The sequence below is a fragment of the Pseudomonas moorei genome, from assembly GCF_042846945.1.
Classification (GTDB): domain Bacteria; phylum Pseudomonadota; class Gammaproteobacteria; order Pseudomonadales; family Pseudomonadaceae; genus Aquipseudomonas; species Aquipseudomonas moorei.
In genome coordinates this window covers 6,007,725-6,031,925 of record NZ_AP035776.1, presented here as the reverse complement: position 1 = coordinate 6,031,925, position 24,201 = coordinate 6,007,725, and the positions used below count along the sequence as shown (strand labels likewise).

Below are 24,201 nucleotides of genomic sequence, written 5' to 3'. Positions count from 1 at the left end.
GACCAAGGTCGTGGCGTGGCGGGGTGTCGCAGCGTGGCGGGCAGCTGGTTTTTTGCGGTTTGTGCCTGCCCCATCGCGAGCTGGCTCGCGATGGTGGCCTTACTGACTCAACGCAATTTCGATCAGCTGATGCAGTTCCTCGACTTGCAACGGTGCCTCGGAGAACAGAATGCGAAACACGATGGGCGCAGCCACCAGGTTGATCAGGCGGTCGACGCTGGGGCGGGGCTGATCCGGATAGCGATCCAGAATCGCCTGTAGCTGTCCGCCAATGATTGTCGCGCAATAGCTCGGCTTGAGGCTCGATTGCACGTCGCGCAGCATGTGGCGGCCGGGGGCGGAGCTCATTTCATCGAGGTACTGTTCCGCCCAGGCACACACGTCTCCGCGCAGGCTGCCGGTATTGGCCGACTCGGTTTCCGGTTGCATGCGGGCGAGGGCTACATCCGCCAGCAGCGCCGACAGATCACCCCAGCGCCGATAAATGGTCGAGGGCGTGACGCCCGCGCGAGCGGCGATTTGCGGCACGGTCACGCTGGCCCGATCCTGCTCTTCGAGTAGTTCGCGCACGGCCTTGTGTATGGATTCCTGCACCCGGGCACTGCGGCCGCCGGGACGTAAAGTCGGAGCTGTCATCACACTTTTCCTGTCTCGCGTCGAAGCCTGCCAGCCAGCAATCGCCTCGATCCTGAAAATGCTGTATCGGACCTTAACACAAAGAATTTGCTTTAAGCGCCAGGCGGTAGCACACTCCGCAAAAGCAAAAAATTAGCTTTTGCGGAGTGTGCCCATGTCCAATACCCATTCAAACCGCGCAAGTCTGTGGTTTCTGGCCATCACCTTGCTCAGTTTTCTCGCCGCCTCCACGGCACCCACGCCGTTGTATCACCTGTACCAGGAACAGCTGCGGTTTTCGGCCGCCATTCTGACGCTGATTTTCGCGGTGTACGCCCTCAGCCTGCTGGTCGCGCTACTGACGGTCGGCTCGCTGTCGGATCACCTTGGACGCAAGCCGGTGATTTTCACGGCGGTGCTGCTGAACATTGTCGCGATGCTGCTGTTTATCCAGGCTGACAGCGTCGCCTGGCTGATCAGTGCACGGGTGCTGCAAGGCTTTGCCACCGGCATGGCGACGGCGGTATTGAGCGCTACGCTGCTCGATACCGACCGCCAGCAGGGGGCGCTGATCAACAGCGTCGCACCCTTGATCGGCATGGCGCTGGGTGGGATGGGGTGCGGTTTGCTGGCTGAATTTGCCCCGGCTCCGTTGCACTTGACCTATTGGCTACTGCTCGTGTTGTTCGTGATGCAGGGGGTGTACGTCTGGCGTTTGCCGGAAAGTGTCTCGCGCCAGCCGGGAGCGTGGGCTTCATTGCGACCCACCCTGCATGTGCCGGTTCAGGCGCGTTCGACCTTGTGGCGGGTACTGCCGCTCAATACCGCAACCTGGGCGCTCGGTGGGTTTTACGCGTCTCTGGCGCCTTCGTTGGTACGCACGGCGACGGGGTCAACCTCGAACCTGATTGGCGGCGCGACCGTCGCCGTGCTGACGTTGACCGGTGCCTCGATGATTTTCATCCTGCGCAATCGGCCTGCCGGCAACGCGCTACAGTTGGGGGCCGGTTGCCTGGCGACGGGCGTTGCCCTGATTCTCCTGGGTGCGCATGACGCCAGTCTGCCGCTGTTTTTCCTTGGCACGCTGGTCGCCGGTTGTGGTTTTGGTGCCGGTTTTCTTGGGGCTTTGCGCAGCGTAGTACCGTTGGCCTTGCCCCATGAGCGCGCCGGTTTGATGTCGGCGTACTACGTGCTCAGTTACCTGGCCTTTTGCCTGCCGTCACTGCTGGCCGGTAACCTGGCGCGCACCTTTGGGCTGGTGATGACCACCGATGGTTATGGTGTCGTGCTGATCCTCCTGGCCCTGGGGGCTTGGCTGGCGCACCGTCTTCGTCGCTCTTCCGGGGTTTGCAGCGCTACCGGGCAGTCGTGAAAAAAACGCACCCGAGCCGCCAGTTCACTGAGGGCGGCTCGAATTATGGTGATCCAGGCGGAAGGCAATGCCTGATTGCTTATCTGTAAAATAGATAACTCTTAGAGAAATTACCCGTTATATAGATATTCGATCCGGATCTATGATGGATTCCACCTCACTTGAGGACAGGAGTTCAGACATGACATGCCCCAACACGATCAAGCCCGGTATCAAGCCGTTCAGCCACCTGCAGCACCCCCGCGAAGTCATTCGCCAGTTCACTCCGAACTGGTTTGCCGCCACCATGGGCACCGGAGTGCTGGCGTTGGCGCTGGCACAATTGCCCGTCGTCACTCCCGGTTTGCGCGCTATCGCCGAAGCGCTCTGGCTGTTTAACATCTTTCTGTTCGTGTTGTTCACCGCCCTGTACGCGGCGCGGTGGGTGCTGTTTTTCAATGAGGCCCGGCGGATTTTTGGTCACTCCACGGTTTCGATGTTTTTCGGCACGATCCCCATGGGCCTGGCGACCATCATCAACGGTTTTCTGGTGTTCGGCCTGCCGCGCTTTGGCGAAGGCGTGATTCAGGTGGCCGAAGTGTTGTGGTGGCTGGATGTGGCGATGTCGCTGGCGTGCGGCGTACTGATTCCCTACATGATGTTCACCCGCCAGGAACACAGCATCGACCAGATGACCGCGGTTTGGCTGTTGCCGGTGGTGGCGGCGGAAGTGGCGGCCGCCAGTGGTGGCCTGCTGGCGCCACACCTGGTCGATGCTCACTCGCAATTGGTGGTGCTGGTGACCAGCTACGTGCTTTGGGCTTTTTCCCTGCCCGTGGCGTTCAGCATTCTGACGATTCTGTTGCTGCGCATGGCGCTGCATAAACTGCCTCACGAAAACATGGCCGCTTCGAGTTGGCTTGCGCTCGGGCCGATTGGTACCGGGGCACTGGGCATGTTGCTGTTGGGTGCCGATGCGCCGGCCATCTTCGCCGCCAATGGGCTGCCGGGTATCGGTGAAATCGCTGCCGGGCTGGGGCTGGTCGCCGGGATCACGCTGTGGGGCTTTGGCCTGTGGTGGATGCTGATGGCCGTGCTGATCACTCTGCGTTATCTGCGCGGCGGCATTCCCTTCAATCTCGGCTGGTGGGGCTTCACCTTTCCGTTGGGCGTCTATTCCCTGGCAACGCTGAAACTGGCCAGCACCTTGCACCTGACGTTTTTCAGTGTATTCGGTTGTGTGCTGGTGAGTTTGCTGGCCGTGATGTGGCTGATCGTCGCCAAACGCACCGTGCAGGGTGCCTGGCGCGGTGAACTGTTTGTCTCGCCGTGCATTGCCGGATTGAAGAAATAACCGGCAAAGATTAGGTAATGTGTGGCCTGGATCGCCGTGCGACATTCCAATAAATGTATCCACGCCACTCACACCTGAATCAGGGACACGGAAGATGAGTCACCCCTCACAGTTCACCTTGCTGCGCACCCGACGTTTCCTGCCTTTTTTCGTGACACAGTCCCTCGGGGCATTCAACGATAACGTCTTCAAGCAGTCGTTGATCCTCGCCATCCTGTACAAGCTGACCATCGACGGTGATCGTTCGATCTGGGTCAACCTGTGTGCGCTGTTGTTCATCCTGCCGTTCTTTCTGTTTTCGGCCCTGGCCGGGCAGTTCGGCGAGAAGTTCGCCAAGGACGCGCTGATCCGCCTGATCAAGCTCGGCGAAATCGTCATCATGGCGATCGGCGCGGTGGGTTTCCTGTTCGATCATTTGTCGCTGATGCTGGTAGCACTATTTGCCATGGGTACGCATTCGGCGCTGTTCGGACCAGTGAAATACTCGATCCTGCCCCAGGCGCTGCATGAAGATGAACTGGTGGGTGGCAACGGTCTGGTGGAAATGGGCACTTTCCTGGCGATCCTGGCCGGGACCATCGGTGCCGGAATCATGATGTCGTCCAGTCACTATGCGCCCATCGTTTCCACGGCCATCGTCGGGATTGCCGTGCTGGGCTACCTGGCCAGCCGCGGCATTCCACGGGCCGCGGCGGCGTCGCCGCAGATGCGCCTGAACTGGAACATTTTCAGTCAGTCCTGGGCCACCTTGAAACTCGGCCTGGGGCAAACCCCGGCGGTGTCGCGCTCGATTGTCGGCAACTCGTGGTTCTGGTTTGTCGGGGCGATCTATCTGACGCAAATCCCGGCCTATGCCAAGGAATGGATGCACGGCGACGAGACCGTGGTGACCTTGATTCTGACGGTGTTCTCGGTGGGTATCGCACTGGGCTCGATGCTGTGTGAGAAATTGTCCGGACGCAAAGTCGAAATCGGCCTGGTGCCATTCGGTTCTTTCGGGTTGACCGTATTCGGCTTGTTGCTGTGGTGGCATTCCGGCGGGATTCCGGACAGCGTCGAAGGCCATGGCTGGGTCGAGATTCTCGGCTTTGGCCACACTTGGCTGGTCTTGATCGACATCCTCGGCCTGGGTGTTTTCGGCGGTTTCTACATCGTCCCGCTGTACGCACTGATCCAGTCGCGCACCGCCGAAAACGAGCGGGCGCGGGTCATTGCCGCCAACAACATTCTCAATGCGCTGTTCATGGTGGTGTCGGCGATTGTCTCGATCATCCTGCTGAGCATGGTCAAACTGTCGATCCCGCAACTGTTCCTGGTGGTGTCGCTGCTGAACATCGGCGTCAATGCCTACATCTTCAAAATCGTCCCCGAATTCACCATGCGTTTCATGATCTGGCTGCTCAGCCATTCGATGTACCGTGTGGAGCATCGCAACCTGGATTTGATACCCGACGAAGGCGCGGCGCTGCTGGTATGCAACCACGTGTCGTTCGTCGATGCCCTGCTGATTGGCGGTGCGGTGCGTCGGCCGATTCGCTTCGTGATGTATTACAAAATCTACAACCTGCCGGTATTGAATTTTATCTTTCGCACGGCCGGGACGATTCCGATAGCGGGGCGCCAGGAAGACATCCAGATCTACGAAAAGGCCTTCACGCGCATTGCGCAGTATCTGAAGGATGGTGAGCTGGTATGCATCTTCCCCGAAGGCAAATTGACCGCCGATGGCGAGATCAACGAGTTCAAGGGCGGGGTTAAGCGGATTCTCGAAGAGACGCCGGTGCCAGTGATTCCATTGGCGCTGCAAGGGTTGTGGGGAAGTTTCTTCAGTCGCGATCCGAATAAAGGGTTGTTTCGCCGATTGTGGTCGCGGGTGACATTGGTGGCCGGGCCTGCGGTGGCGGTCGAAGTGGCTGAGCCGGCCAGATTGCAGGCGTTGGTCGGGGAGTTGCGCGGGGCCGTTAGATAAAAGTTGTTCGTGCGTGCCTCATCGCAGGCAGGCCCGCTCCCACAAGGATTGGTGATGTGCCTGCTATGTTTGGCACAAAACAAACCCTGTGGGAGCAGGCTTTCCCGCAATGGCGTCAGAGACTTATGCGCTGACCTTGAGCCCAACCAGTCCGGTGATGATCAACGCCACACTGGCCAGCCTCACCAGCGCCATGGACTCGCCAAACAGAATGATCCCGGCGATCACCGTGCCGACGGCACCGACACCGGTCCAGATTGCATAGGCCGTGCCCAGCGGCAGTTCCTTCATGGCAAGGCCCAACAAGCCAAGGCTGACGCCCATGGCTGCAACGGTCAGTGCGGTGGGGAGAGGGCGACTGAAGCCGTCGGTGTATTTCAGGCCGACAGCCCAGCCGACTTCGAACAGGCCGGCGAAAAACAGAATGATCCAGGACATCGAAGACCTCCATCGATTGACGGGGTCGTCCCCAGATTAATGACTCGATTGAGCCGCGAGGTCGTCCTCGCGTTGCGCAATATAGTGCCCAGCATTAACCCGGGGATCAAGTTTGCGGATTAATCGGCGGCTTGGCGAGCCGCCATTTCCCGGTCCTGCTTCTCGCTCATGCGACGGAAATACGTCGAGAGCAACGCCCCGGAAATATTGTGCCAGACGCTGAACAGCGCACTGGGCACCGCCGCCAGAGGCGAGAAGTGCGCGCTGGCCAGGGCCGCGCCCAATCCCGAGTTCTGCATGCCGACCTCCAGCGCCAGGGATTTGCGCTGAGCCAAGGGCAGTTTGAACAAACGCCCGGTGAAGTAGCCCAGCAGGTAGCCGAAGCTGTTGTGCAACATGACCACGGCCATGATCAACAGGCCGGACTCGGCAATCTTCGCCTGGCTGGCGGCCACCACCGCCGTGACAATGATCACGATGCTGACCACCGACACCAGTGGCAGCACCTCGACCGCGTGACGAACCCGATTGCCAAGCAGGCGCTGTGCTACGACGCCGAGCACGATCGGCAGCAGCACCACTTGCAGGATCGACCAGAACAGCTCCATGAAGGACACCGGCAACCAGGCCGAGGCCAGCAACCAGATCAGGGCCGGAGTCAGCAGCGGGGCGAGGAGGGTGGTGACGGCGGCAATGGCCACCGACAGCGCCAGATCGCCGCGTGCCAGCCAGGTCATCACGTTCGACGAGGTACCGCTTGGGCAGCAGCCGACGAGGATCACGCCGACAGCGATTTCGGGCGGCAGGTGAAACGCCTGGCAGAGCAACCACGCCACACCGGGCATGATCACGAAATGTGCAACCACGCCCAGGGCCACGCGCCATGGATGGCGAGCCACTTCGGCGAAGTCTTCGAGCTTGAGGGTCAGGCCCATGCCGAACATCACCAGCCCCAGCAGCGGCACGATGGCGCCCTTGAGGCCGATGAACCACGTCGGTTGCAGAAACGCCACGATGGCGAAAATCAGTACCCAGTAAGCGAAGGTGTTGCCGACAAAACGACTTAAAGCAGCCAGTGCGCGCATGGCCTGATCCTTTTTATTAAGTAGCAGCACAAGACCCCTGTAGGAGCGAGCCTGCTCGCGATGGAGTGTCAGACAAAAAGGGGGACTGACACTTCATCGCATGCAAGCTTGCTCCTGCATTAGAGATCACAAGGCTTCAGATCCCCTGCGGAGTCTCTTCTCCGCCCAATGCCTCGACCAGCGCCGGCAGGAAGTCGCCAAAGGTGAGCATCATCAGGGTAAAGCTGGCATCCAGTTGGCCGAGGGCTTCGTCGCCACCGTCCTGTTCCGCCTGGTCTTGCAGCAGATCCTCGAACTTCAGGCGCTTGACCACCATCTTGTCGTCGAGGACGAAGGACAGTTTGTCCTGCCAGGCCAGCGACAACTGAGTGACCACCTTGCCGGTGCTCAAGTGCAGCTGGATTTCTTCGCTGGTCAGGTCCTGACGCTTGCAACGCACGATGCCGCCGTCTTCGTGGGTGTCGCGCAGTTCGCACTCGTCCAGCACAAAGAAATCGTCCGCGGCTTTCTGGGTGGTGACCCACTCGGTCATGGTCGCGGTCGGAGACATTTTTACCGTCAACGGGCGAACCGGCAGAGTACCGATCACTTCACGCAAGGTGGACAGCAGGTCCTCGGCGCGTTTCGGGCTGGCCGAGTTCACCAGGATCAGGCCTTGCTTCGGCGCGATGGCGGCGAAGGTCGACGAGCGACGGATGAAGGCGCGCGGCAGGAACGCCTGAATGATTTCATCCTTGATCTGATCGCGTTCTTTCTTATAGACCTTGCGCATTTGCTCGGCTTCGATCTCTTCGACCTTTTCCTTGACTGCGTCACGCACGACGCTGCCAGGCAGAATGCGTTCTTCCTTGCGGGCGCTGATCAGCAGGAAGTCACCACTGACGTGCACCAGCGGTGCATCTTCGCCCTTGCCGAACGGCGCGACGAAACCGTAGGTGGTCAACTCCTGGCTTGCACATGGACGCGCCAGTTTGGTGGCCAGTGCAGTTTCCAACGCCTCGGCATCAACAGGCAGATCTTGGGTCAGGCGATAGATAAGCAGGTTCTTGAACCACATGGGGTGAGTCTCTCCTTTATACAAAGGGGGGCATTATTGACTTCGCGGTGCCATAGGCCAACCCTTCTCTAAGCCTTTGGAAGGCATGAAAAAATTAATTAAAAAAGTGCTTGCCAGAGGTGGGGTCGCTCCGTAGAATGCGCGCCACACCGAACGTGAAGGGTGATTAGCTCAGCTGGGAGAGCGTCTGCCTTACAAGCAGAATGTCGGCGGTTCGATCCCGTCATCACCCACCATTCGCATTCAGTGTTACGCGCAGCGGTAGTTCAGTCGGTTAGAATACCGGCCTGTCACGCCGGGGGTCGCGGGTTCGAGTCCCGTCCGCTGCGCCATATTCGGTAACCTGGAACACTGAACGCCAGGTCACCACGGAAAAGCCCGCTGAAGCGGGCTTTTTTCTGCCCCAAGTTTGTATGTTGTTCCTGCGGGTTGCATCGTTTCACCGGTTTTTAGATTTTTTTGAAAAAAACTTCAATTAAATCAACACTTTATAAAAACCTGTGGCATAATGTTTCCCGCAACGAAGGTAAAGGGTGATTAGCTCAGCTGGGAGAGCGTCTGCCTTACAAGCAGAATGTCGGCGGTTCGATCCCGTCATCACCCACCACTTTCAACGCTACGCGCAGCGGTAGTTCAGTCGGTTAGAATACCGGCCTGTCACGCCGGGGGTCGCGGGTTCGAGTCCCGTCCGCTGCGCCATATTCGGTAACCTGGAACACTGAACGCCAGGTCACCACAGAAAGCCCGCTCAATGCGGGCTTTTTGCTGTCTGGAATTTGGCTATTCCTGCAGCGAGTCGGTCCTTCCATGGTAAGAGCGAACGTGCTCCGGGCGCCGTTCCGACGATGGTCGTCAAGGATAGCGCTGCAAATCCGCCCCTCCGTGGTGTTCTCGGTTTTTTTCGCGAGCTGGCTCGCTCCTACTGTTCGGCGTTGCGGGCGTGTCGGTAATCGCTGACGGCTTCGTAAACGGCTTTGCGCAACCGGTTGATGCCGCCGATAGGGCGATGAGCCTCGAGTCCAAACCACGGGTTGAACGACAGGTTATCGCATTGCAGGTTCAGCGCAGGCGTATCGAAGTCCTGGGCGGGCACCTTGATTCGTGCCACGGTCTGGAAGGGCGCATCGTTCTCGCTCCACTCTATGCTGGTGTCTTCGATCGGCATGTACTTGTTGGCGTCCTGGCGCTGGATCTGCAAGACGAAACACGCAGGTACCCGATCAGTCGACAGCTGCTGATTCAGCGCATTGCGCAGGAAGTTCGGCAATTTCCGGTTTTGCGCCGGCAAGTTGTAGGGCGGGCAGCTTTGCGGGTCGGGCATCACACGAAACTTGGCGTTGGCTTCACCGAATTTGTAGGGCGAAACTGAAAAGTAGGTGGTCTGGGTCGGACTGGGCGTCGCGGGTGACAAGGTCGCCAATGCAATGAACAGGTGACGAACCTGCCAGGTGCGCGGATCCCAGCCCGGAAAAAAGGCCATGACTTTTTTGCCATCTGCCTGCGCGGCAACGTTCTGACGATACTCGGCGACATTACTGACGAAAAAGTTCGGGTGGCTGAACATCACGAAGTCTTGTTCGCTTCGCTGCGTTTGATCGCTCAGCAGTTGTTTGCCCGGCACGTCGAGTAGCTTGATCGCCATGCCCCGGGCATCGCGCATGCTGTCGAACTGTGGATAGGCATTGCCGTTGGACAGGCGCATCGTCGCTTGCCAGGTTTTGCCAGGCTCGTTGAACACACCCTGACGCAAATCGCTCGCCAGGTCCGGCAGCACCTGGACTTCAGCCTGCACGCAACCGTGGGCCTTGGCATGGGCGTCGCGCAGATAGCGGGTGCTTTCACGGTGTTGGTCGACGATGCGCACGGCCGTCTGAATGATGTCCTGAGTCATCGCTGCTTCACCGTCCGGAATCTGCTCTTGCGCCGATACCGGACCGCCGTGTTGCCAGGCGAACCACGCCGAGGCCAAGGCCCAGGCAAGCAACCCAAGACCCAATAGCCAGAGCAGAGTCTTGCCGAGAAAAGCGGCCAGGCGCAGCCAGAGGGTCATGAGCATGGGGGATTCCTTTTGTAATGGGCGAGGGTCATGGCAATTGCGACTCCAGCGGGCCGCCCAACACCTTCAGATACTCCAGCAGCGCCCAGCGCTCCTGTGGTTGCAGCAGACGTCCGATCACGCCGTTGCCCAGTTTGCCGGCACGGAACTCGTGACCGCTGTTGAGGTTGCCGGTGATGCGCGTGTCGAACAGAAAGGCATTGGTAAAGGCTTCGGTGCGATAGCCCAGGTGCTTCGGGTCGTACTCGAACGTGCCTTTGTAGAAGGTGGTTGAGCGTTCATCCTGAGGCGAGAGCAATTGATAAAGGCTTGGCACCGAGCCGTTGTGCAGGAACGGCGGTGTCGCCCACACGCCCGCCAACGGCCGGGCCTTGTAGGCGCGTAACTCGCGGACACCGATCGGCAAGCCGAACCCGTCCATTTCAGGCCGTGCGGCGGGTGTGATGCCCGCCTCGCGATAGGCCCGGTTCGCCACAAACGCCGTGACATAGGCCAGCCCTTTGGCCACGGACATCTGGCTCAGATCAAGGGGGTGCGTGGGTTTGGGTTCGACATCCAGTTGACCGAGCTCCGCCGGATTCCATTGCAGTGCCGTCAAGTCGTAGCGGTGATCGGCGATGTTGTTGGCCGCGCCGGGGTCGGTGCCGATGTATTCCACGGGGAGCATTTTCAGGTGTTGGACGTATCGTCCTTCGCCTTGGGTCGTCCGCGGTACGTGACAGCCTGCGCAGTTTTCGCTGAACAGTGCGCGACCCTTTGCCGCCAAGGATTTGTCGATGGGCCCCAGCAGTTCTTCGGGCCAGGCAGGCGGAGCGAGCCGTTGCAGGGTTTCTTCGATCAGATGGAGATCGCGCACCCGGACGCTGGAGGGGTAACGATCGTCGCCCTTGAAGGGCTGACCATCGCGGTCGAAGAAATTCAGTGTGGCGCCGACACCCAGGGCTTCACCGATATTGCGCGCCATGGGCTGCTGCGCCGAGCCGTTCCACTGCACCCAGTCGAAGGTCCACATGTCCCACAACTGCGGGTAGTCCACCGGGGCATTGGCCACGCGATAATTGTCGGGAGAAATGGCATCGCCGAAGCTGGCGTTGGCGATACGACCGAAGGCATCGGTACGCCCGGGCCCTTCCTCAGTCGGATAGAGCCCGCGATGGGTATCGTTCCAGGCCACTTTCAGAAAGGTATCGAGCGAAGCCTTGATTTCGTTGCGCAGTTGCTGGCGCCGGGAGTCGTAATCCCCGGCCAGTACCTGGCGTGCGAAACGTTCGAATTTCCAGGGGTTGTAATAAGTTGCGGCCAGGCTCGCTACCAAGGCTTGTCCGAAACTGCCACCTCGCAGTGTAGGAACGCTGGAGGGCAACACATGCTGTGCCGAACCGCCATCGATGCGCACAGCTTGACCGTTGAAACGCAGTTCTCCGGTATGGCAGGCGGCACAGGTAATATCCAGAAACGTATCCGCACTCCCGGGATTTTGGTGCCGGGCAAAGCCCACCGGAAGATTTCCAGGGTTGTTCGGGGTGGGTTTCTGGCTGGGGTCGATCAGAAAGCCGAAGCGTGCGAGGTACTCAGGGGAGGCGAGTCGTTGTTGCGAAAAGGGCAATTCAAGGGCCGTGAACCAGTCGTAGTGCAGGCCCTTGACCTGCGTACCCTGAGGCGTGAAGTAGTATGTCTGGCGGTCGGCATCGTCCCATTGGTCGAGATAATGCACCTGTTGTGCGGGTGACCAGAGCGGTAGCTCAGGGTTGGCAACGTAGTACAGAACCACGGCCAGAGCCACTCCCAGCAGGATTGCGATCGCCATGAGCAAGCGGAATAAGAGGCGCAAGATGAACATCCGTGTCGATTAATGTTCCGTTATGCCTTAGCCTCAGATCAGCGGCAAGTGGCCATTACGCCAGACATTGTGGGATACGGGATCTGTCTCGGTATGAGTCGGATGACAGATGTTTCATCATCTACACTGCGAAAAGCGTTTAAACACCTGAACTTATCCGAAATTTCCGGCTCTCATGCCGGTAGCCATTGGTCGTGGCCGCCTGATAAGCTCGCGGCTTTACTCGATTGCCCTTTAGGCGCATGAACAAGGAAATAGCATGAAACAGCATCGGTTGGCGGCGGCGGTGGCCCTGGTTAGCCTGGTACTTGCGGGTTGCGACTCGCAGACCAGCGTAGAGCTGAAAACCCCGGCGCAAAAAGCTTCCTACGGAATTGGCCTGAACATGGGCAAAAGTCTGGCTCAGGAAGGCATGGATGACCTGGACTCCAAAGCCGTAGCCCAGGGCATCGAAGATGCCGTCGGCAAGAAAGAACAGAAACTGAAAGATGAAGAGCTGGTTGAAGCCTTCGCCGCGCTGCAAAAGCGTGCCGAAGAGCGTATGGCCAAGATGAGCGAAGAGTCGGCAGCCGCTGGCAAGAAGTTCCTCGAAGAAAACGCCAAGAAAGCTGGCGTAGTGACCACCGCTTCGGGCTTGCAGTACGAAGTGATCAAGAAAGCCGATGGCGCTCAGCCAAAGCCGACTGATGTAGTGACCGTCCACTACACCGGCAAGCTGACCAATGGCACCGTTTTCGACAGCTCCGTCGAGCGCGGCAGTCCGATTGATTTGCCGGTTAGCGGTGTGATTCCGGGTTGGGTCGAAGGCCTGCAACTGATGCACGTAGGCGAGAAGTACAAGTTGTACATTCCTAGCGAACTGGCTTACGGCGCGCAAAGCCCAAGCCCGGCGATCCCGGCCAACTCGGTGCTGGTGTTCGACCTGGAGCTGCTGGCGATCAAGGATCCGGCAAAAGAAGACGCTGCCAAGTAATCAGCGTCTGCTCTTAGAACAACGCCTCGCTTTTGCGGGGCGTTGTTGCATCTGGTGTCTGGTGCGGGTAAACAAAGCGAACAGATGCTGCAGGCTGGAGTCATAGCCATTGTAGGTGTGGTGCTAACCGCGCCAGAGCGCCAAGTCAATGAAATCTTGGGTTTTTTTAGATGGGCAAAAAACGCCCGATCTGAGTTCGGCCCTTGTGCAGCGGGGCTTTCAGCCTTTAAAAGTCGCTCTGTTCACAAGGTTATCCACAATTTGTGTGGATAACATTTACATGGGAGGAATGATGAAAGCGCCCTGGAATTTTGCTCGTTTCCTGCCTCTGGCTGGACGACTGCTCGCTCGTGGACGTTTGCCAACGCTGTTGTTTGCAGTGGCCAGCAAAGGTGCCAGCCAAGGCAATCGCCTGGGCAAGTTCAAGGATGATCTGCGCCTGTTGCAGGCACTTTGCCTGGCCTACTGGCGCGGTGAGTATCGGGCCATCAGCCCCAAAGCGCTGGTCTCGGTCGTGGCGGGCCTGATGTATTTCCTCAGTCCGGTGGATGCGATTCCGGATTTCATTCCGGTATTCGGCATGCTGGACGACATTGCGGTCCTGGCCTGGTTGATGAAAGTCTTCGATGACGAACTCAACGCGTTTCGCGTCTGGCGCCAACGCCAGATGCCTGAGAAGCTCGCAGTGGTCGAGCGCCTGCCCGATACCCTTGAGCAACTCCAGCTTCAGGGACCGAAAAAACCCTGATCGGTTCCCATCTTGCCCGCAGATAGATGCCCCCCGCGACCTTAGCCGCTGTTAGGATTACACTTCTAGGGAAAAGTGCCGACTCGCTAAGTGTTTTTGTCCTACGGGGTAGTCATGGATATTCAGATAATTACACGCGAAGGCGAGCCCGAATATGCGGTTCTGCCATGGGCTCAGTATCAGGCTCTACTGAAAGCAGCAGGCATCAACGAAGCACCGTCGCGTCCGGCCGCAGCGCCGCTTGCGACACCCCAGGACCCGATTCTTCCAGGTCTTGATCAACTACGCAGTTTGCGCGAAGGGAAGGGCATCGCCATCGAGGCGCTCGCCTGCACGGTAGGCATCAGCCCGTCTTATCTGGCCATGATCGAAAGTGGTGAACGTCTGCCCGACGCTGCCATTCGCCGAAGCCTGGCCTGGGAATTGACGGTGCCAGGGTGGAGGGATGAATCGTGAGCGTACGCATCAGTCGTCAACATTGGGACGGGTTGCTGGGCGAGCTGGATCAGGCTCGCCGTCAGCGTCATCTACTGACTTATCGGGCACTGCTGGAGCGTTTACAGCTTCCCACGCCCGCCATGCAAACCTTGACTGCCGCGCTTGAGCATCTGGCGGCGCTGGACGCCAAGGCTGAACAGCCGCTGCGCAGTTCGCTGGTGATCAGCCAGGGCGCCAGCCGTCTGCCACGCACCGGCTTCTTTGAATGTGTCGAGCGCCTCGGGCGATTCTCCGGGCCATCCGATGGCGTCGCCGCCGCATCCTGGCACGCCTCGGAAGTGGTGCGCGTATTTGAGTACGAGTACCCCGAGTCGGCGGAGGCCTGAGTGTTTTTTCGACTCAAGGCGCAGGTCAGTTACTGGCTGGCACGCAGGCTTTTTCACTGGCAATGGTTCGTGCGACAGCCGCGTGGCTGGAGCTGGCTTGAAGGCCAGTTCGCCCGTATGGCTAACCTGGGCGATGTCGACGCTCAGAGCTTCTATGGCCACATCCTGACCTTTCGCGGTGTCGGTCTGGGCGCTCGCGAAGAGGGCCTTCGCCTGCTGCGCCTGGCGGCATTGGCCGGCGATGGCAAAGCGGCCTATCAGGTCGGAGTGATCAGCCTCGCCGGAACGCCGAGCAAGGCGCCGGATCCGACTGAAGCGGCACGCTTCTGGAGCATTGCAGCGAAGGCCGGGCATCCGTTGGCCGAGCTCAAGCTAAAAGAGCTGGCGGCTCGAGATGATGGGCTATAGCCCAGAATGGTGTTGTTCCGGCGGGTGCCATCGCGAGCAGGCTCGCTCCCACAATGGATCTGTTGAAGACGCACAATTCGTGTGACTCAGCATTACCCTGTGGGACGCGATGGCCTCAGGCCATTCATCGATGCCCGGCCAGCAGCACATCCTCTTTCTCCGGCGCCGCCAGACTATCGATCACATGCACGCTGTATCCCTGCACATTCTTCGCATGGTGTTTGGCCTGGGACGCCATCTCGGCCAATTGACTGGCGTCGAGTTGATCGCAGGCCTGTGGATGCAAATGCACCACGCCGATGGAGAGGGACAGCAAGGGAAACTCCTGGCGCACGCCCTGGCGATTGGGCGCGATGAAACAGCCGGCTTCGAGGTGTTCGCTGCGGTAGAAGCGTCGGCACTGGCTCTGGAAGTCATCCAGTAACTGGTTCAAACGTTTGCGCCAGTCTTCCGGGCCGAGCACCAGGAGGAAATCATCGCCGCCGATATGGCCGACGAAGTCGCGGGATGGGTCGACGCGGTCGTTCAGACATTGCGCCAGGCAGAGCAGGACTTCATCACCACGGCCGTAGCCATAGATGTCGTTGAAGGGTTTGAAGCTGTCGATGTCGACGTAGCAGATCACCGATTCCCGTTGCTGTTGCAGCAGCCGCGTCAGGCATTGCTGGATCGGCACGTTGCCTGGCAGCAGGGTCAGGGGATTGGCGTAGCGCGCTTGCTGGATCTTCAGTTCGGTAATCAGCTTGAGCACATCGATGACCCGGCCCAGGCCCAGATAGCTGCCGTTGAGGGTGATGATGAAGTCTTCTTCGATACGTTGGCGGGCGCGACTGGTGATCAGGCGACTGACCTGCTGCAGCGACTGACTCATTTCGACGGCCAGGAAGTCATCGTTCATCAAGCGGCTGATGGGTTTGCGGGCGAACAGGTCGGTGGCAAACGGCTTGAGCAGGGCATCGGAAAGCGAATGCCGGTGGACGATGCCACACGGCTGGCCGTGCTCATCCAGCACCGCCAGCGAATTCAGATTGGCCTGGCGGCGGAAGGCTTCCAGTACCGTGGCAGTCGGCGTGTCACGCGCTACTGCCGGTTGCTCGTTGAGCAGGGCGCTGAGGTCGCTGCCTTCATCATTGAGCACCACAACGGCATTGTCCTGACGCGGCATCAGGGAGCGGGCATCCCGGGGCGGATGTTCTTGCGGTCGGCAGAGCAAATAGCCCTGGATCAGATCGACCCCCATTTCAGTCAGCACCGCGAGTTCTTCCGGCAATTCGATGCCTTCGGCGATCACCTGTGCCCGCGATGCCTTGGCAATCTGCAGGATCGAGCCGACGAATTCGCGCTTGAGGGCATCCTGGTGTATGCCATCGATAAAGTGCCGGTCGATCTTCACATAGTCCGGTCGCAACTCGGACCACAGACGCAAACTTGAATAGCCTGCCCCCAAGTCATCCAGGGCAATGGAAAACCCCATTGCCCGATAGTGATGCAGGGCGGTTTGCAACAACTGGAAGTCGTCGGTTGGTGTCTGCTCGGTGAGTTCGATCACCACCTGGCTCGGCGGGATGCCGAAATCCTCCAGCAGTTGCAGGGTGCGGCCGGGTTGGTGCGCGGCTTCGAGCAGGGATTCCGGGGACACGTTGAGGAACAGCTTGCCGGGCAGTTGCTGTTCATTGAAGCGTCGACAGGCGCTTTCACGGCAAGCGATTTCGAGTTCGCTCAAGCGCCCGGCCTGGCGGGCGACGGCAAACAACGCAATAGGGGAGTGCAGCGGGCTGTTGGAGGGGCCGCGACTGAGGGCTTCGTAGCCGAGAATCCGTCGTTCAGAAAGACAAATGATCGGTTGGAACAGGCTGTGCAAACCGCCTTGAGTCAGGATTGAACTCAACGCACTCAGCTGTTCTGTCGTGGTCATGGCGATCTCTGGCGATAAAAAAAGGACCGGGCGTGCTCTTGGTAAGAGAGCACGCCCAGTCCTCTATTTCACGACAGAATGATGACTGTTTGATGACGCTCCGGGGAGCGTCAGCATTAAATTGCCATCATCTTAGTGCTTGGCTACCGCGGTATTGAGCTTGAGGTAGTCCAGCAGAATGCGCCCGGTTTCGCTCAGGTAGGCGTCGTCTTCTGGCTTGGTCTTGTCCGGCTCGGCCGCGATGGCGTCTTCGTCTTCTTTCTTCAGCTCTTTGAGTGGCTCTTCGCCCTTGGCCTTGCGACGAATGTTCTCCATGGCCAGTTGCTTGGCTTCGATATCGGCGTGTTGCGCACGACGGTCGGCTTCATTGAGGCTGACGGTTTTTTCTGCCATCAGTTTCTGCGCCAGGGCCAGCTTGTCGCGAATGAACACGAACTCCGCGTCCTTGGCCGTACGCACGTCATGCTCGGATTTGAGCTGGCTGATATACGGTTTGAACGGGTCGACCGCAGGCTTGATGGCCGCTTTGATGGTGTCCCACGGCATGGCTTCCGGCAGGGCGCTCTCGCCGATTTCCTTGGTGTCGATGATCGACGGGTAATCGATGTCCGGCAGCACGCCCTGATGCTGGGTGCTCTGGCCGGAAACCCGGTAGAACTTGGCCAGGGTCAGCTTCAGTTCGCCATGGTTCAGCGGCTGGATGGTCTGCACGGTGCCTTTACCGAAGGTCTGGCCGCCGATGATCAAGGCGCGGTGGTAGTCCTGCATGGCACCGGCAAAAATCTCCGAGGCCGAGGCGGACAGGCGGTTGACCAGCAACGCCATCGGACCCTTGTAGAACGCACCCGGGTTTTCATCTTCCAGCACATCGACTCGTCCGTCGGCGTTGCGCACCAGCACGGTCGGACCTTTGTCGATGAACAGGCTGGTCAGCTCAGTGGCTTCCTGAAGGGAGCCGCCGCCGTTGTTGCGCAGGTCGATGACCACGCCGTCGACCTTGTCTTTCTGCAACTCGGTCAGCAGTTTCTTGACGTCGCGGGTGGTGCTCTTGTAATCCGGATCGCCGGCACGGAATGCCTTGAAGTCCAGGTAGAACGCCGGGATCTCGATGACACCGAGCTTGTAGTCCTTGCCATCCTGCTTCAGGTTGAGGACCGATTTTTTCACCGCCTGATCTTCAAGCTTCACCGCTTCTCGGGTGATCGGCACGATCTTGCTGGTCTGGTCGTTCGGCGCATTGCTGGCCGGAATCACTTCCAGGCGCACCACGGTGCCTTTCGGGCCGCGGATCAGCTTGACCACTTCGTCCAGGCGCCAGCCGACCACGTCGACCATTTCTTTGTTGCCCTGGGCAACACCGATGATCTTGTCGGCCGGTGCGACCTGCTTGGTCTTGTCCGCCGGACCTGCCGGCACCAGGCGCACGACTTTCACTTGATCGTTATCGCTCTGCAACACGGCGCCGATGCCCTCCAGGGACAGGCTCATGTTGATGTCGAAGTTTTCCGCGTTATCCGGCGACAGATAGTTGGTGTGCGGGTCGTAGGACATGGCGAAGGTGTTGATGTACGCCTGGAAGATGTCTTCCGCACGGGTCTGGTCCAGGCGCGCCAATTGGTTCTTGTAGCGCTTGGTCAGGGTTTCCTGGATCTGTTTGGAGTCCTTGCCGGCGATCTTCTGCCGCAACACTTCGTCCTTGACGCGCTTGCGCCACAGGTCGTCGAGTTCAGCGGTGGATTTGAGCCAAGGGGCGTCCTTGCGATCGACCAGCAAGGTTTCCTTGGTGGTGAAGTCCATCTTGTCGACGCCCTTGCCCAACTCTGCAAGGGCGAAGTCCAGACGCGATTTGACGCGGTCCAGATAGCGCTTGTAGATGGTAAACCCGGCGTTCAGGTCGCCGCTTTTGAGGAAGTCGTCGAACTGGGTCTTCCACTTGTCGAATTCGGCGATGTCGCTGGCCATGAAGTAGCTGCGCGACGGATCCAGCAGCTTGAGGTAGCTGTCGTAGATGATCACCGAGCGCGCGTCATCGAGCGGCGGCTTGCTGTAATGATGACGCTTGAGTAACTCCACGACGTTCAGACTGGCGATGACTTCGTCACGGTCAGGTTGAAGGTTGTCCCAGCTGTTGGCTGCGAAAGAACTGCTCGACATCGGCAACAGGCCGATACCGATGAATAGGGCGAGGGCGGTGCTGGGGAACAAACGCTTCATGTTGATTCGACGCGGGGACAATTGATAACGCATATTAGGCCGTCTTTGAAGTCGCCGGTTCCACAAGGGCCGGTCGCATGATGCAAAAAGCCCGGCGCTACAGCTTCGGGCTCAGTCCAGACTCACTATGGAGGCACTGTGAAAGCATTGCAAGGCGTTGACGGTCAAGTGGAGTGGGTTGAAGAGCCAAGTCCGGCATGTGATGTCGGCCAAGTTCGCATCCGAGTGGCGGCAGCAGGTCTCAATCGTGCCGATTTGTTGCAGAAAGCAGGTTTGTATCCGCCGCCGCCGGGGGCCAGCCAGGTGCTCGGTCTAGAGTGTTCGGGGGTGATCAGCGAGGTCGGGCCGGGCTCGTCCTGGCAATTGGGGGATCGGGTCTGCGCCTTGCTGGCCGGGGGCGGGATGGCCGAAGAGGTGGTTGTCGACGGACGGCATGTGTTGCCGGTTCCCGACGGAATGTCATTGGTCGAAGCCGCCGCGTTGCCGGAAGTGTATGCGACCGTTTGGTTGAACTTGTTTCAACTCGCAGCGCTCAAGCCTGGTGAAAAAGTTCTGCTGCACGCCGGCGCCAGTGGAATTGGTTCAGCTGCCATTCAGTTGTGCAAGGCGTTTGGTAACCCGTGCTGGGTCAGCGTGGGGTCTGCCGAGCGTCTGGCGTATTGCGAAGCGCTCGGAGCCCAGGGTGGCGTGGTGCGCACCACCGACCTGGAGAGCTTGAGCGACCTGGGACCGTTCAATGTCATCCTCGACCCGGTGGGCGGTAATTATTCGGCGTTGAACCTCAAGCTGCTGGCGCAGGACGGACGCTGGGTGCTGATTGGCCTGATGGGTGGCCGCGAGGCGAAGCTGGACCTGGCTCAAGTACTGGCCAAGCGCGTGCAGTTGCTGGGGTCGACCCTGCGCAGCCGCGACGAACAGTTCAAGGCCGATCTTTTCAGTGATCTGAGCCAGCATGTGTGGCCGCTGTTTGCCGAAGGGCGGTTGAGCCCGCAATTGGCCAGGACCTTTGCGATCAAGGACGCCGAAGCGGCGTTCGCGGAGCTGGCGAGCAACAAGGTGGCGGGGAAGGTGGTATTGGTGATCGACGAAAGCTTGAGCTGAATCCTGAGGGAGCGTGGCTTGCCCGCGATGAACGATGACGCGGTTTGACAACTTCACCGCGTCGCCCGAATCGCGAGCAAGCTCGCTCCCACAGGGGATCGTTGTTATTTCCAGAGGTGGATCGGCCAGCCCGCTTTCTCGGCGTGCTCAAGGAGCACCGGATCCGGATTGACCACATGCGGGAAATCCACCTTCAACAGCAACGGCAAATCGTTGCGTGAGTCGGAGTAGAAACTCGCCCCTTCCAGGTTTTCCTCTTCCGCATCCAGCCACTCCAGCAGCCGGGTGATCTTGCCTTCGCGGTAGGTCAGAGTGCCCACGGTTTGGCCGGTGTAGACACCGTGAGCCACTTCCAGCTCGATGCCGAGAATCTCGTCGATGCCCAGGCGTTCGGCAATCGGTCGCACCAGGTGCGTGCCCGAGGCGGAGATCACCAGAATGCGATCGCCGAGCTTGCGGTGCTCGGCAATGGCGCGGGTGGCGCCGCTGAAGATGATCGGTTCGATGATCTCCTCCACCCATGGACTGACCAAGTGCTCGATCTCTTCCGGCGTGCGCCCGATCAACGGTTCGAGACTGAAGGCCATGTAGTCTTCCATGGCCAGGTGGCCCCGGCCGTAGGCGTCCATCAATTCCCTGTCGCGGCGCAGGAAGGATTCGCCGTCGACCCAGTTGAGACGGGCCATTTGCTCGCTCCACAGCGAGGCGCAATCGCCGTGGATCAGGGTTTCGTCCAGATCAAAAATTGCCAGGGCCATCAGTGCAGTTCTCTCTTCAACATCAACAAGGGCATCAGGCTACCTCACACAGCGCCGTCGGATCGATGGAAAGCGCGAGGCGCTGACCATCGGGGTGCAGATCGGACGTCGAGCGGTTGAGCACATCCACCACCAACTCCACGCCGCGTGCTTCGATGCGGTAACGGATCACGTTGCCCAACAGACTGTGGCTGCGCACCTGCGCGTCCAGCTCGCCGTCGAGACTCAGCTCGATGGCCTCCGGGCGAATGGCGATGCGATGGCTGATCGGCCGCTGCAGCAGCTTCGAGGCGGCGTCGGCGTCCAGCAGATTGTAGTTGCCGATGAAACCGGCGGCGAACACATCCACTGGCGCCGTGTACAGGGTCTCGGCGTCACCGCTTTGTACGATTTTTCCCTGATTCATCAGGAAAATGCGGTCAGACATGGTCAGCGCTTCTTCCTGATCGTGGGTGACGAAGATCGTGGTCAGGCCCAGTTCGCGCTGGATCTGACGGATCTGTTCGCGCAAGTGTTTACGAATTCGCGCGTCAAGCGCCGATAGCGGTTCATCCAGCAGCAACAGGCGTGGTCGCGTGACGAGCGAGCGGGCGAGGGCCACGCGCTGGCATTGGCCGCCAGACAGTTGATGCGGGTAGCGCGAGGCAAAGTCGTTCAACTCGACCAGTTTCAGCACTTCGGCAACGCGCTTGTGGCTGTCGTCGGCGTTGACCTTTTGCATGCGCAGACCGAAGGCGACGTTCTGCTCCACGGTCATGTTGGGGAACAAGGCGTAGCTCTGGAACACCATGCCGATTCCGCGTTTTTGCGGGCTCAAAGGGACGATATCAACACCATCGAGCAGGATCTTGCCACCATCTACCGAGGTCAGGCCGGCGATGCAGCGCAGCAGCGTCGACTTGCCGCAACCGGACGGGCCGAGCAGGGTGACGAACTCGCCTTTCTGGATTTCGCAGTTGATGTCGCTGAACACCGTGGTGCCCGCGTAATTCTTTTGAAGATGTTGGACGCTGACATAGCTCATTCGCTTTTGTCCTTGTTCAAGATATTGGCCGCCCAGGTCAGAACCAGCACAAAGAAGAAGTAGGAGATCACCAGCGCACTGGTGAAGTGGCCGCTGCTGTTTCGCATGTTGTTGAGGTAGACCTGCAGGGTTTCGTAACGGGTGCCGACGAGGATGTTGGCGAACACGAACTCACCGAACAGGAACGAGAACGACAGCAGCAACGCCACCATCAAGCCCTTGCGCAGGTTCGGCAGCACCACCAGGAACGCCGCTTGAAAGGTGCTGGCGCCGAGCAGTTGCGCGGCGTCCATCAGGTCGCGCAGGTTGATCGCTTGCAGGTTGTTGGTGATCGCCCGATACATGAACGGTAACGCGACGGTGAAGTAGCAACCGATCAGAATCCAGGGCGTGCCGACCATCGCAAACGGTCCGGAACCGTAGAGCTGCAACAAACCCACCGAGGACACCACGGGCGGTACGGCGAACGGCAGCAGGATCAGGATGTTCATCAGCGCGTCGAGTTTCGGGAAGTGGTAATGCACCACGAACAGCAGCGGCAGAATCAGCACCACCGAGAGAATCAGCGCGCCGATGCAGACCAGCAGCGATTGGCCGAAGGCACTGAGAAACCGTGGATCGCTCCACAGCTGCGCATACCATTTGATACTGAAACCGCTGGGCAGAATCGTGGCCGACCAACTGCTGGAAATCGAATAGATAAACGTACCGAGCAACGGTAACAACAGGATCGCAAACAGCAGGTACACCACCACCCGATGGTAAATGCCCACGGGGCCCAATTCAGCGCGAGACATGGTAGCTCCTCTTCAACAGCAGCTGATGCACGATGGTCACCAGGGTCATCAAGGCCACCAGCACCACGGCCAGGGCACTGGCCAGGTTCGGATCGAGGGAGATGTCCCCCGAGACCATCGCCGCGATACGGATCGGCAGCACGTTGAAGTTGCCGGTGGTCAGGGCGTACACCGTGGCGTAGGCGCCGAGGGCGTTGGCCAGCAGAATCACGAAGGTGCCGAGCAGTGCCGGGGTCAGTACCGGCAAACCGATGTGGCGCCAGAACTGCCAGCCGTTCGCCCCGAGCAGTTCCGCGGACTCGCGCCAGTCTTCGCGCAGGGCGTCGAAAGCGGGGTAGAGCAGCAGTACGCCGAGGGGAATCTGGAAGTAGGTGTAGAGAATGATCAGCCCGGTTTTCGAGTACAGGTTGAAATCCTGAATGATCCCCGCCTGCTTGAGCATGATGGTGAAGCTGCCGTTGAAGCCCAGCAGGATGATGAACGCAAAGGCCAGGGGCACGCCGGCAAAGTTGCTGGTCATGTTGGCGAACGCGTTGACGAAGTTGCGCAGTTTCGAGTCGACCCGCCGCAGCGAATACGCGCCGAGCACGGCGATGATGATCCCGAATACGCTGGACCAGAAACTGATCTCGAGGCTGTACTGGATCGCCTGCAGGTAGAACTTCGAGTTGAAGATTTTGCTGAAGTTGGCCAGGCCCCAGCCGAACTCTTCCGACTCCAGGCTGTTGATCATCACCCATGCCAGCGGGGCGATTTCGAACACGATAAAGAACAGTGCGAAGGGCACCAGGCACAAGGCTGCCAGCCATTTGCCGCGAGTCATGGCATTCACTTGAGCAGCTCCCGGCACACGGGTTTGTCATGGGGCACGCCCAGCAGCTCGCAGACCGTGCCGCAAATGTCCGTCTGTTTCGGTGCCGCGTCGGCATTGAAACTGAAGGCATCGCCGAGCACGAACAGCGGTACTTCGCGTTCTTCTGGCAACAGGCCGTTATGGGAACGGTCGTTGTTCATGCCGTGATCCGCCGTCACCAGTACCTGGTAACCGGCGTCGAGCCAGCCTTGCAGGTAGTCGGCGATGATGATGTCGGCCGAACGGGCGCTGTTGCGGTACTGCGGGGTGTCGAGACCGTGCTTGTGTCCGGCGTCGTCAATGTTCATGGGGTGGATCAACAGAAAATTCGGCGCATGGCGCAGGCGCAGGTTTTCCGCGTCGGCGAACAGGTGCGAGTCGGGGTAGTGATCGCTCCAGTAAAAGTGGCCGTACTGAATCGGCAGGTCGGGGTCGTCGGTATGGCGATCCCGGGCAGGCACGAACGGTGAACGGTTGTACAGCTCGCTGACCCAGTGATAGGCCGCCGCGGCGGTCTTCAGGCCGGCATCCCTGGCGTAGTGGTAGATGCTGCGCTGGCTGGACAGGCGCGAGACGTTGTTGTGCACGATACCGCTGTCGATCGGCGTGACACCGGTCAGGATGCATTCGTAGAGCGGTCGGGACAGGGCCGGCAACTCGCACTCCAGTTTGTAGAGCGCTGCGCGTCCTGCGCCGACATAAGCCTGCAGGTGCCCCATGGCGTGCCGGGCAACCTCGTAGCTGAGGCCGTCGAGCACGACAAGGATGACGTTGTGCTTCATAGGGGCAATGACTCCGTGAAACGGGAATTCGGAACTCAC

Annotated in this window: 22 protein-coding genes and 4 tRNA genes; 13 read left to right on the top strand and 13 right to left on the bottom strand. The window is 59.4% G+C overall.

The window, feature by feature from the left end; genetic code table 11:
• Positions 1-99: 99 nt before the first annotated feature.
• Complete coding sequence (locus ACGJAX_RS28100; protein ID WP_247257536.1) at positions 100-636, bottom strand: TetR/AcrR family transcriptional regulator; 537 nt, start codon at positions 634-636, stop codon at positions 100-102.
• A 154-nt stretch (positions 637-790) separates the two neighbouring features.
• On the opposite strand from ACGJAX_RS28100, the gene ACGJAX_RS28095 reads away from it, so the two are divergent.
• The 3 genes from ACGJAX_RS28095 to ACGJAX_RS28085 all read left to right on the top strand — a co-directional run bounded on the left by ACGJAX_RS28095 (position 791) and on the right by ACGJAX_RS28085 (position 5,289).
• Complete coding sequence (locus tag ACGJAX_RS28095) at positions 791-1,987, top strand: MFS transporter (RefSeq protein ID WP_390956897.1); 1,197 nt, start codon at positions 791-793, stop codon at positions 1,985-1,987.
• A 181-nt stretch (positions 1,988-2,168) separates the two neighbouring features.
• The gene (locus tag ACGJAX_RS28090; protein ID WP_247257534.1) at positions 2,169-3,320 is read left to right on the top strand and encodes a TDT family transporter; all 1,152 of its coding nucleotides are present in this window, start codon (positions 2,169-2,171) and stop codon (positions 3,318-3,320) included.
• 94 nt (positions 3,321-3,414) lie between these two features.
• Entirely contained in the window at positions 3,415-5,289 is a 1,875-nt protein-coding gene (locus tag ACGJAX_RS28085; protein WP_390956896.1) for an MFS transporter, read from the top strand.
• A gap of 123 nt (positions 5,290-5,412) precedes the next feature.
• On the opposite strand, the gene sugE is transcribed toward ACGJAX_RS28085, so the two are convergent.
• From sugE to rdgC, 3 genes are all read right to left on the bottom strand, one after another.
• Positions 5,413-5,727 carry a quaternary ammonium compound efflux SMR transporter SugE gene (gene sugE / locus ACGJAX_RS28080; RefSeq protein WP_090324109.1) on the bottom strand — a complete coding sequence of 105 codons (315 nt, stop codon included), beginning with the start codon at positions 5,725-5,727 and terminating at the stop codon, positions 5,413-5,415.
• A gap of 119 nt (positions 5,728-5,846) precedes the next feature.
• On the bottom strand, positions 5,847-6,812 hold the full coding sequence (locus ACGJAX_RS28075) for a bile acid:sodium symporter (protein ID WP_390956895.1): 966 nt from the start codon (positions 6,810-6,812) through the stop codon (positions 5,847-5,849).
• A gap of 136 nt (positions 6,813-6,948) precedes the next feature.
• Positions 6,949-7,869, bottom strand: a complete 921-nt coding sequence (rdgC, locus tag ACGJAX_RS28070; protein ID WP_008060875.1) for a recombination-associated protein RdgC — start codon at positions 7,867-7,869, stop codon at positions 6,949-6,951.
• A gap of 160 nt (positions 7,870-8,029) precedes the next feature.
• Here rdgC and ACGJAX_RS28065 point away from each other — a divergent pair.
• The 4 genes from ACGJAX_RS28065 (at position 8,030) to ACGJAX_RS28050 (ending at position 8,568) form a co-directional block, all read left to right on the top strand.
• Positions 8,030-8,105, top strand: a tRNA-Val gene (locus ACGJAX_RS28065).
• A gap of 19 nt (positions 8,106-8,124) precedes the next feature.
• Positions 8,125-8,201, top strand: a tRNA-Asp gene (locus tag ACGJAX_RS28060).
• 199 nt (positions 8,202-8,400) lie between these two features.
• Positions 8,401-8,476, top strand: a tRNA-Val gene (locus ACGJAX_RS28055).
• Positions 8,477-8,491: 15 nt separating this feature from the next.
• Positions 8,492-8,568, top strand: a tRNA-Asp gene (locus ACGJAX_RS28050).
• Between the two features lie 220 nt (positions 8,569-8,788).
• Here the strand turns inward: ACGJAX_RS28050 and ACGJAX_RS28045 are convergent.
• Both ACGJAX_RS28045 and ACGJAX_RS28040 read right to left on the bottom strand, forming a co-directional pair.
• The gene (locus tag ACGJAX_RS28045) at positions 8,789-9,925 is read right to left on the bottom strand and encodes a catalase family protein (RefSeq protein ID WP_390956894.1); all 1,137 of its coding nucleotides are present in this window, start codon (positions 9,923-9,925) and stop codon (positions 8,789-8,791) included.
• Between the two features lie 28 nt (positions 9,926-9,953).
• Positions 9,954-11,756 (bottom strand): di-heme-cytochrome C peroxidase, encoded by a 1,803-nt coding sequence (locus ACGJAX_RS28040; protein WP_390956893.1) that lies wholly within the window; start codon positions 11,754-11,756, stop codon positions 9,954-9,956.
• 268 nt (positions 11,757-12,024) lie between these two features.
• Here ACGJAX_RS28040 and ACGJAX_RS28035 point away from each other — a divergent pair, with 268 nt between their 5' ends.
• The 5 genes from ACGJAX_RS28035 to ACGJAX_RS28015 all read left to right on the top strand — a co-directional run bounded on the left by ACGJAX_RS28035 (position 12,025) and on the right by ACGJAX_RS28015 (position 14,718).
• Positions 12,025-12,738: an FKBP-type peptidyl-prolyl cis-trans isomerase gene (locus tag ACGJAX_RS28035; RefSeq protein ID WP_090324103.1), complete on the top strand. Its 714-nt coding sequence runs from the start codon at positions 12,025-12,027 to the stop codon at positions 12,736-12,738.
• A 292-nt stretch (positions 12,739-13,030) separates the two neighbouring features.
• Entirely contained in the window at positions 13,031-13,486 is a 456-nt protein-coding gene (locus ACGJAX_RS28030; RefSeq protein ID WP_247257529.1) for a YkvA family protein, read from the top strand.
• 114 nt (positions 13,487-13,600) lie between these two features.
• Positions 13,601-13,942, top strand: a complete 342-nt coding sequence (locus ACGJAX_RS28025) for a helix-turn-helix domain-containing protein (protein WP_390956892.1) — start codon at positions 13,601-13,603, stop codon at positions 13,940-13,942.
• Positions 13,939-14,310: a hypothetical protein gene (locus ACGJAX_RS28020; RefSeq protein ID WP_003223109.1), complete on the top strand. Its 372-nt coding sequence runs from the start codon at positions 13,939-13,941 to the stop codon at positions 14,308-14,310. The genes ACGJAX_RS28025 and ACGJAX_RS28020 overlap by 4 nt, the downstream gene beginning before the upstream one ends.
• A complete protein-coding gene (locus ACGJAX_RS28015) occupies positions 14,311-14,718 on the top strand; it encodes a sel1 repeat family protein (protein ID WP_390956891.1) in 408 nt (135 codons plus the stop codon).
• Positions 14,719-14,842: 124 nt separating this feature from the next.
• On the opposite strand, the gene ACGJAX_RS28010 is transcribed toward ACGJAX_RS28015, so the two are convergent.
• Positions 14,843-16,633, bottom strand: a complete 1,791-nt coding sequence (locus ACGJAX_RS28010) for an EAL domain-containing protein (RefSeq protein WP_390956890.1) — start codon at positions 16,631-16,633, stop codon at positions 14,843-14,845.
• Positions 16,634-16,765: 132 nt separating this feature from the next.
• Positions 16,766-18,847, bottom strand: coding sequence for a carboxy terminal-processing peptidase (locus tag ACGJAX_RS28005; protein ID WP_390956889.1), 2,082 nt, complete (start codon positions 18,845-18,847; stop codon positions 16,766-16,768).
• A gap of 138 nt (positions 18,848-18,985) precedes the next feature.
• Between ACGJAX_RS28005 and ACGJAX_RS28000 the strand changes: the two genes are divergently transcribed.
• Entirely contained in the window at positions 18,986-19,948 is a 963-nt protein-coding gene (locus ACGJAX_RS28000) for a zinc-binding dehydrogenase (protein ID WP_390956888.1), read from the top strand.
• A 104-nt stretch (positions 19,949-20,052) separates the two neighbouring features.
• On the opposite strand, the gene ACGJAX_RS27995 is transcribed toward ACGJAX_RS28000, so the two are convergent.
• Genes ACGJAX_RS27995 through ACGJAX_RS27975 form a run of 5 tightly spaced genes read right to left on the bottom strand, consistent with a single transcriptional unit; the run spans position 20,053 to position 24,162 of the window.
• Complete coding sequence (locus tag ACGJAX_RS27995; RefSeq protein WP_090324092.1) at positions 20,053-20,706, bottom strand: HAD family phosphatase; 654 nt, start codon at positions 20,704-20,706, stop codon at positions 20,053-20,055.
• Between the two features lie 34 nt (positions 20,707-20,740).
• Positions 20,741-21,730: an ABC transporter ATP-binding protein gene (locus ACGJAX_RS27990; RefSeq protein WP_090324090.1), complete on the bottom strand. Its 990-nt coding sequence runs from the start codon at positions 21,728-21,730 to the stop codon at positions 20,741-20,743.
• A complete protein-coding gene (locus ACGJAX_RS27985) occupies positions 21,727-22,527 on the bottom strand; it encodes an ABC transporter permease (RefSeq protein ID WP_090324088.1) in 801 nt (266 codons plus the stop codon). The genes ACGJAX_RS27990 and ACGJAX_RS27985 overlap by 4 nt, the downstream gene beginning before the upstream one ends.
• Positions 22,514-23,350: an ABC transporter permease subunit gene (locus ACGJAX_RS27980; RefSeq protein ID WP_162493946.1), complete on the bottom strand. Its 837-nt coding sequence runs from the start codon at positions 23,348-23,350 to the stop codon at positions 22,514-22,516. The genes ACGJAX_RS27985 and ACGJAX_RS27980 overlap by 14 nt, the downstream gene beginning before the upstream one ends.
• 5 nt (positions 23,351-23,355) lie before the next feature.
• Positions 23,356-24,162, bottom strand: a complete 807-nt coding sequence (locus ACGJAX_RS27975) for an alkaline phosphatase family protein (RefSeq protein WP_390956887.1) — start codon at positions 24,160-24,162, stop codon at positions 23,356-23,358.
• Positions 24,163-24,201: the final 39 nt, after the last annotated feature.

Bases quoted from the DNA above. Each gene is read 5' to 3' on its own strand.
- ACGJAX_RS27985 (WP_090324088.1), bottom strand. From the start codon at position 22,527: ATGTCTCGCGCTGAATTGGGCCCCGTGGGCATTTACCATCGGGTGGTG.
- rdgC (WP_008060875.1), bottom strand. From the start codon at position 7,869: ATGTGGTTCAAGAACCTGCTTATCTATCGCCTGACCCAAGATCTGCCT.
- ACGJAX_RS28085 (WP_390956896.1), top strand. From the start codon at position 3,415: ATGAGTCACCCCTCACAGTTCACCTTGCTGCGCACCCGACGTTTCCTG.
- ACGJAX_RS28025 (WP_390956892.1), top strand. From the start codon at position 13,601: ATGGATATTCAGATAATTACACGCGAAGGCGAGCCCGAATATGCGGTT.
- ACGJAX_RS28010 (WP_390956890.1), bottom strand. From the start codon at position 16,633: ATGACCACGACAGAACAGCTGAGTGCGTTGAGTTCAATCCTGACTCAA.
- ACGJAX_RS28045 (WP_390956894.1), bottom strand. From the start codon at position 9,925: ATGCTCATGACCCTCTGGCTGCGCCTGGCCGCTTTTCTCGGCAAGACT.
- ACGJAX_RS28090 (WP_247257534.1), top strand. From the start codon at position 2,169: ATGACATGCCCCAACACGATCAAGCCCGGTATCAAGCCGTTCAGCCAC.
- ACGJAX_RS28100 (WP_247257536.1), bottom strand. From the start codon at position 636: ATGACAGCTCCGACTTTACGTCCCGGCGGCCGCAGTGCCCGGGTGCAG.
- sugE (WP_090324109.1), bottom strand. From the start codon at position 5,727: ATGTCCTGGATCATTCTGTTTTTCGCCGGCCTGTTCGAAGTCGGCTGG.
- ACGJAX_RS28095 (WP_390956897.1), top strand. From the start codon at position 791: ATGTCCAATACCCATTCAAACCGCGCAAGTCTGTGGTTTCTGGCCATC.
- ACGJAX_RS28035 (WP_090324103.1), top strand. From the start codon at position 12,025: ATGAAACAGCATCGGTTGGCGGCGGCGGTGGCCCTGGTTAGCCTGGTA.
- ACGJAX_RS27990 (WP_090324090.1), bottom strand. From the start codon at position 21,730: ATGAGCTATGTCAGCGTCCAACATCTTCAAAAGAATTACGCGGGCACC.
- ACGJAX_RS27995 (WP_090324092.1), bottom strand. From the start codon at position 20,706: ATGGCCCTGGCAATTTTTGATCTGGACGAAACCCTGATCCACGGCGAT.
- ACGJAX_RS28075 (WP_390956895.1), bottom strand. From the start codon at position 6,812: ATGCGCGCACTGGCTGCTTTAAGTCGTTTTGTCGGCAACACCTTCGCT.
- ACGJAX_RS28030 (WP_247257529.1), top strand. From the start codon at position 13,031: ATGAAAGCGCCCTGGAATTTTGCTCGTTTCCTGCCTCTGGCTGGACGA.
- ACGJAX_RS27975 (WP_390956887.1), bottom strand. From the start codon at position 24,162: ATGAAGCACAACGTCATCCTTGTCGTGCTCGACGGCCTCAGCTACGAG.
- ACGJAX_RS28005 (WP_390956889.1), bottom strand. From the start codon at position 18,847: ATGAAGCGTTTGTTCCCCAGCACCGCCCTCGCCCTATTCATCGGTATC.
- ACGJAX_RS27980 (WP_162493946.1), bottom strand. From the start codon at position 23,350: ATGACTCGCGGCAAATGGCTGGCAGCCTTGTGCCTGGTGCCCTTCGCA.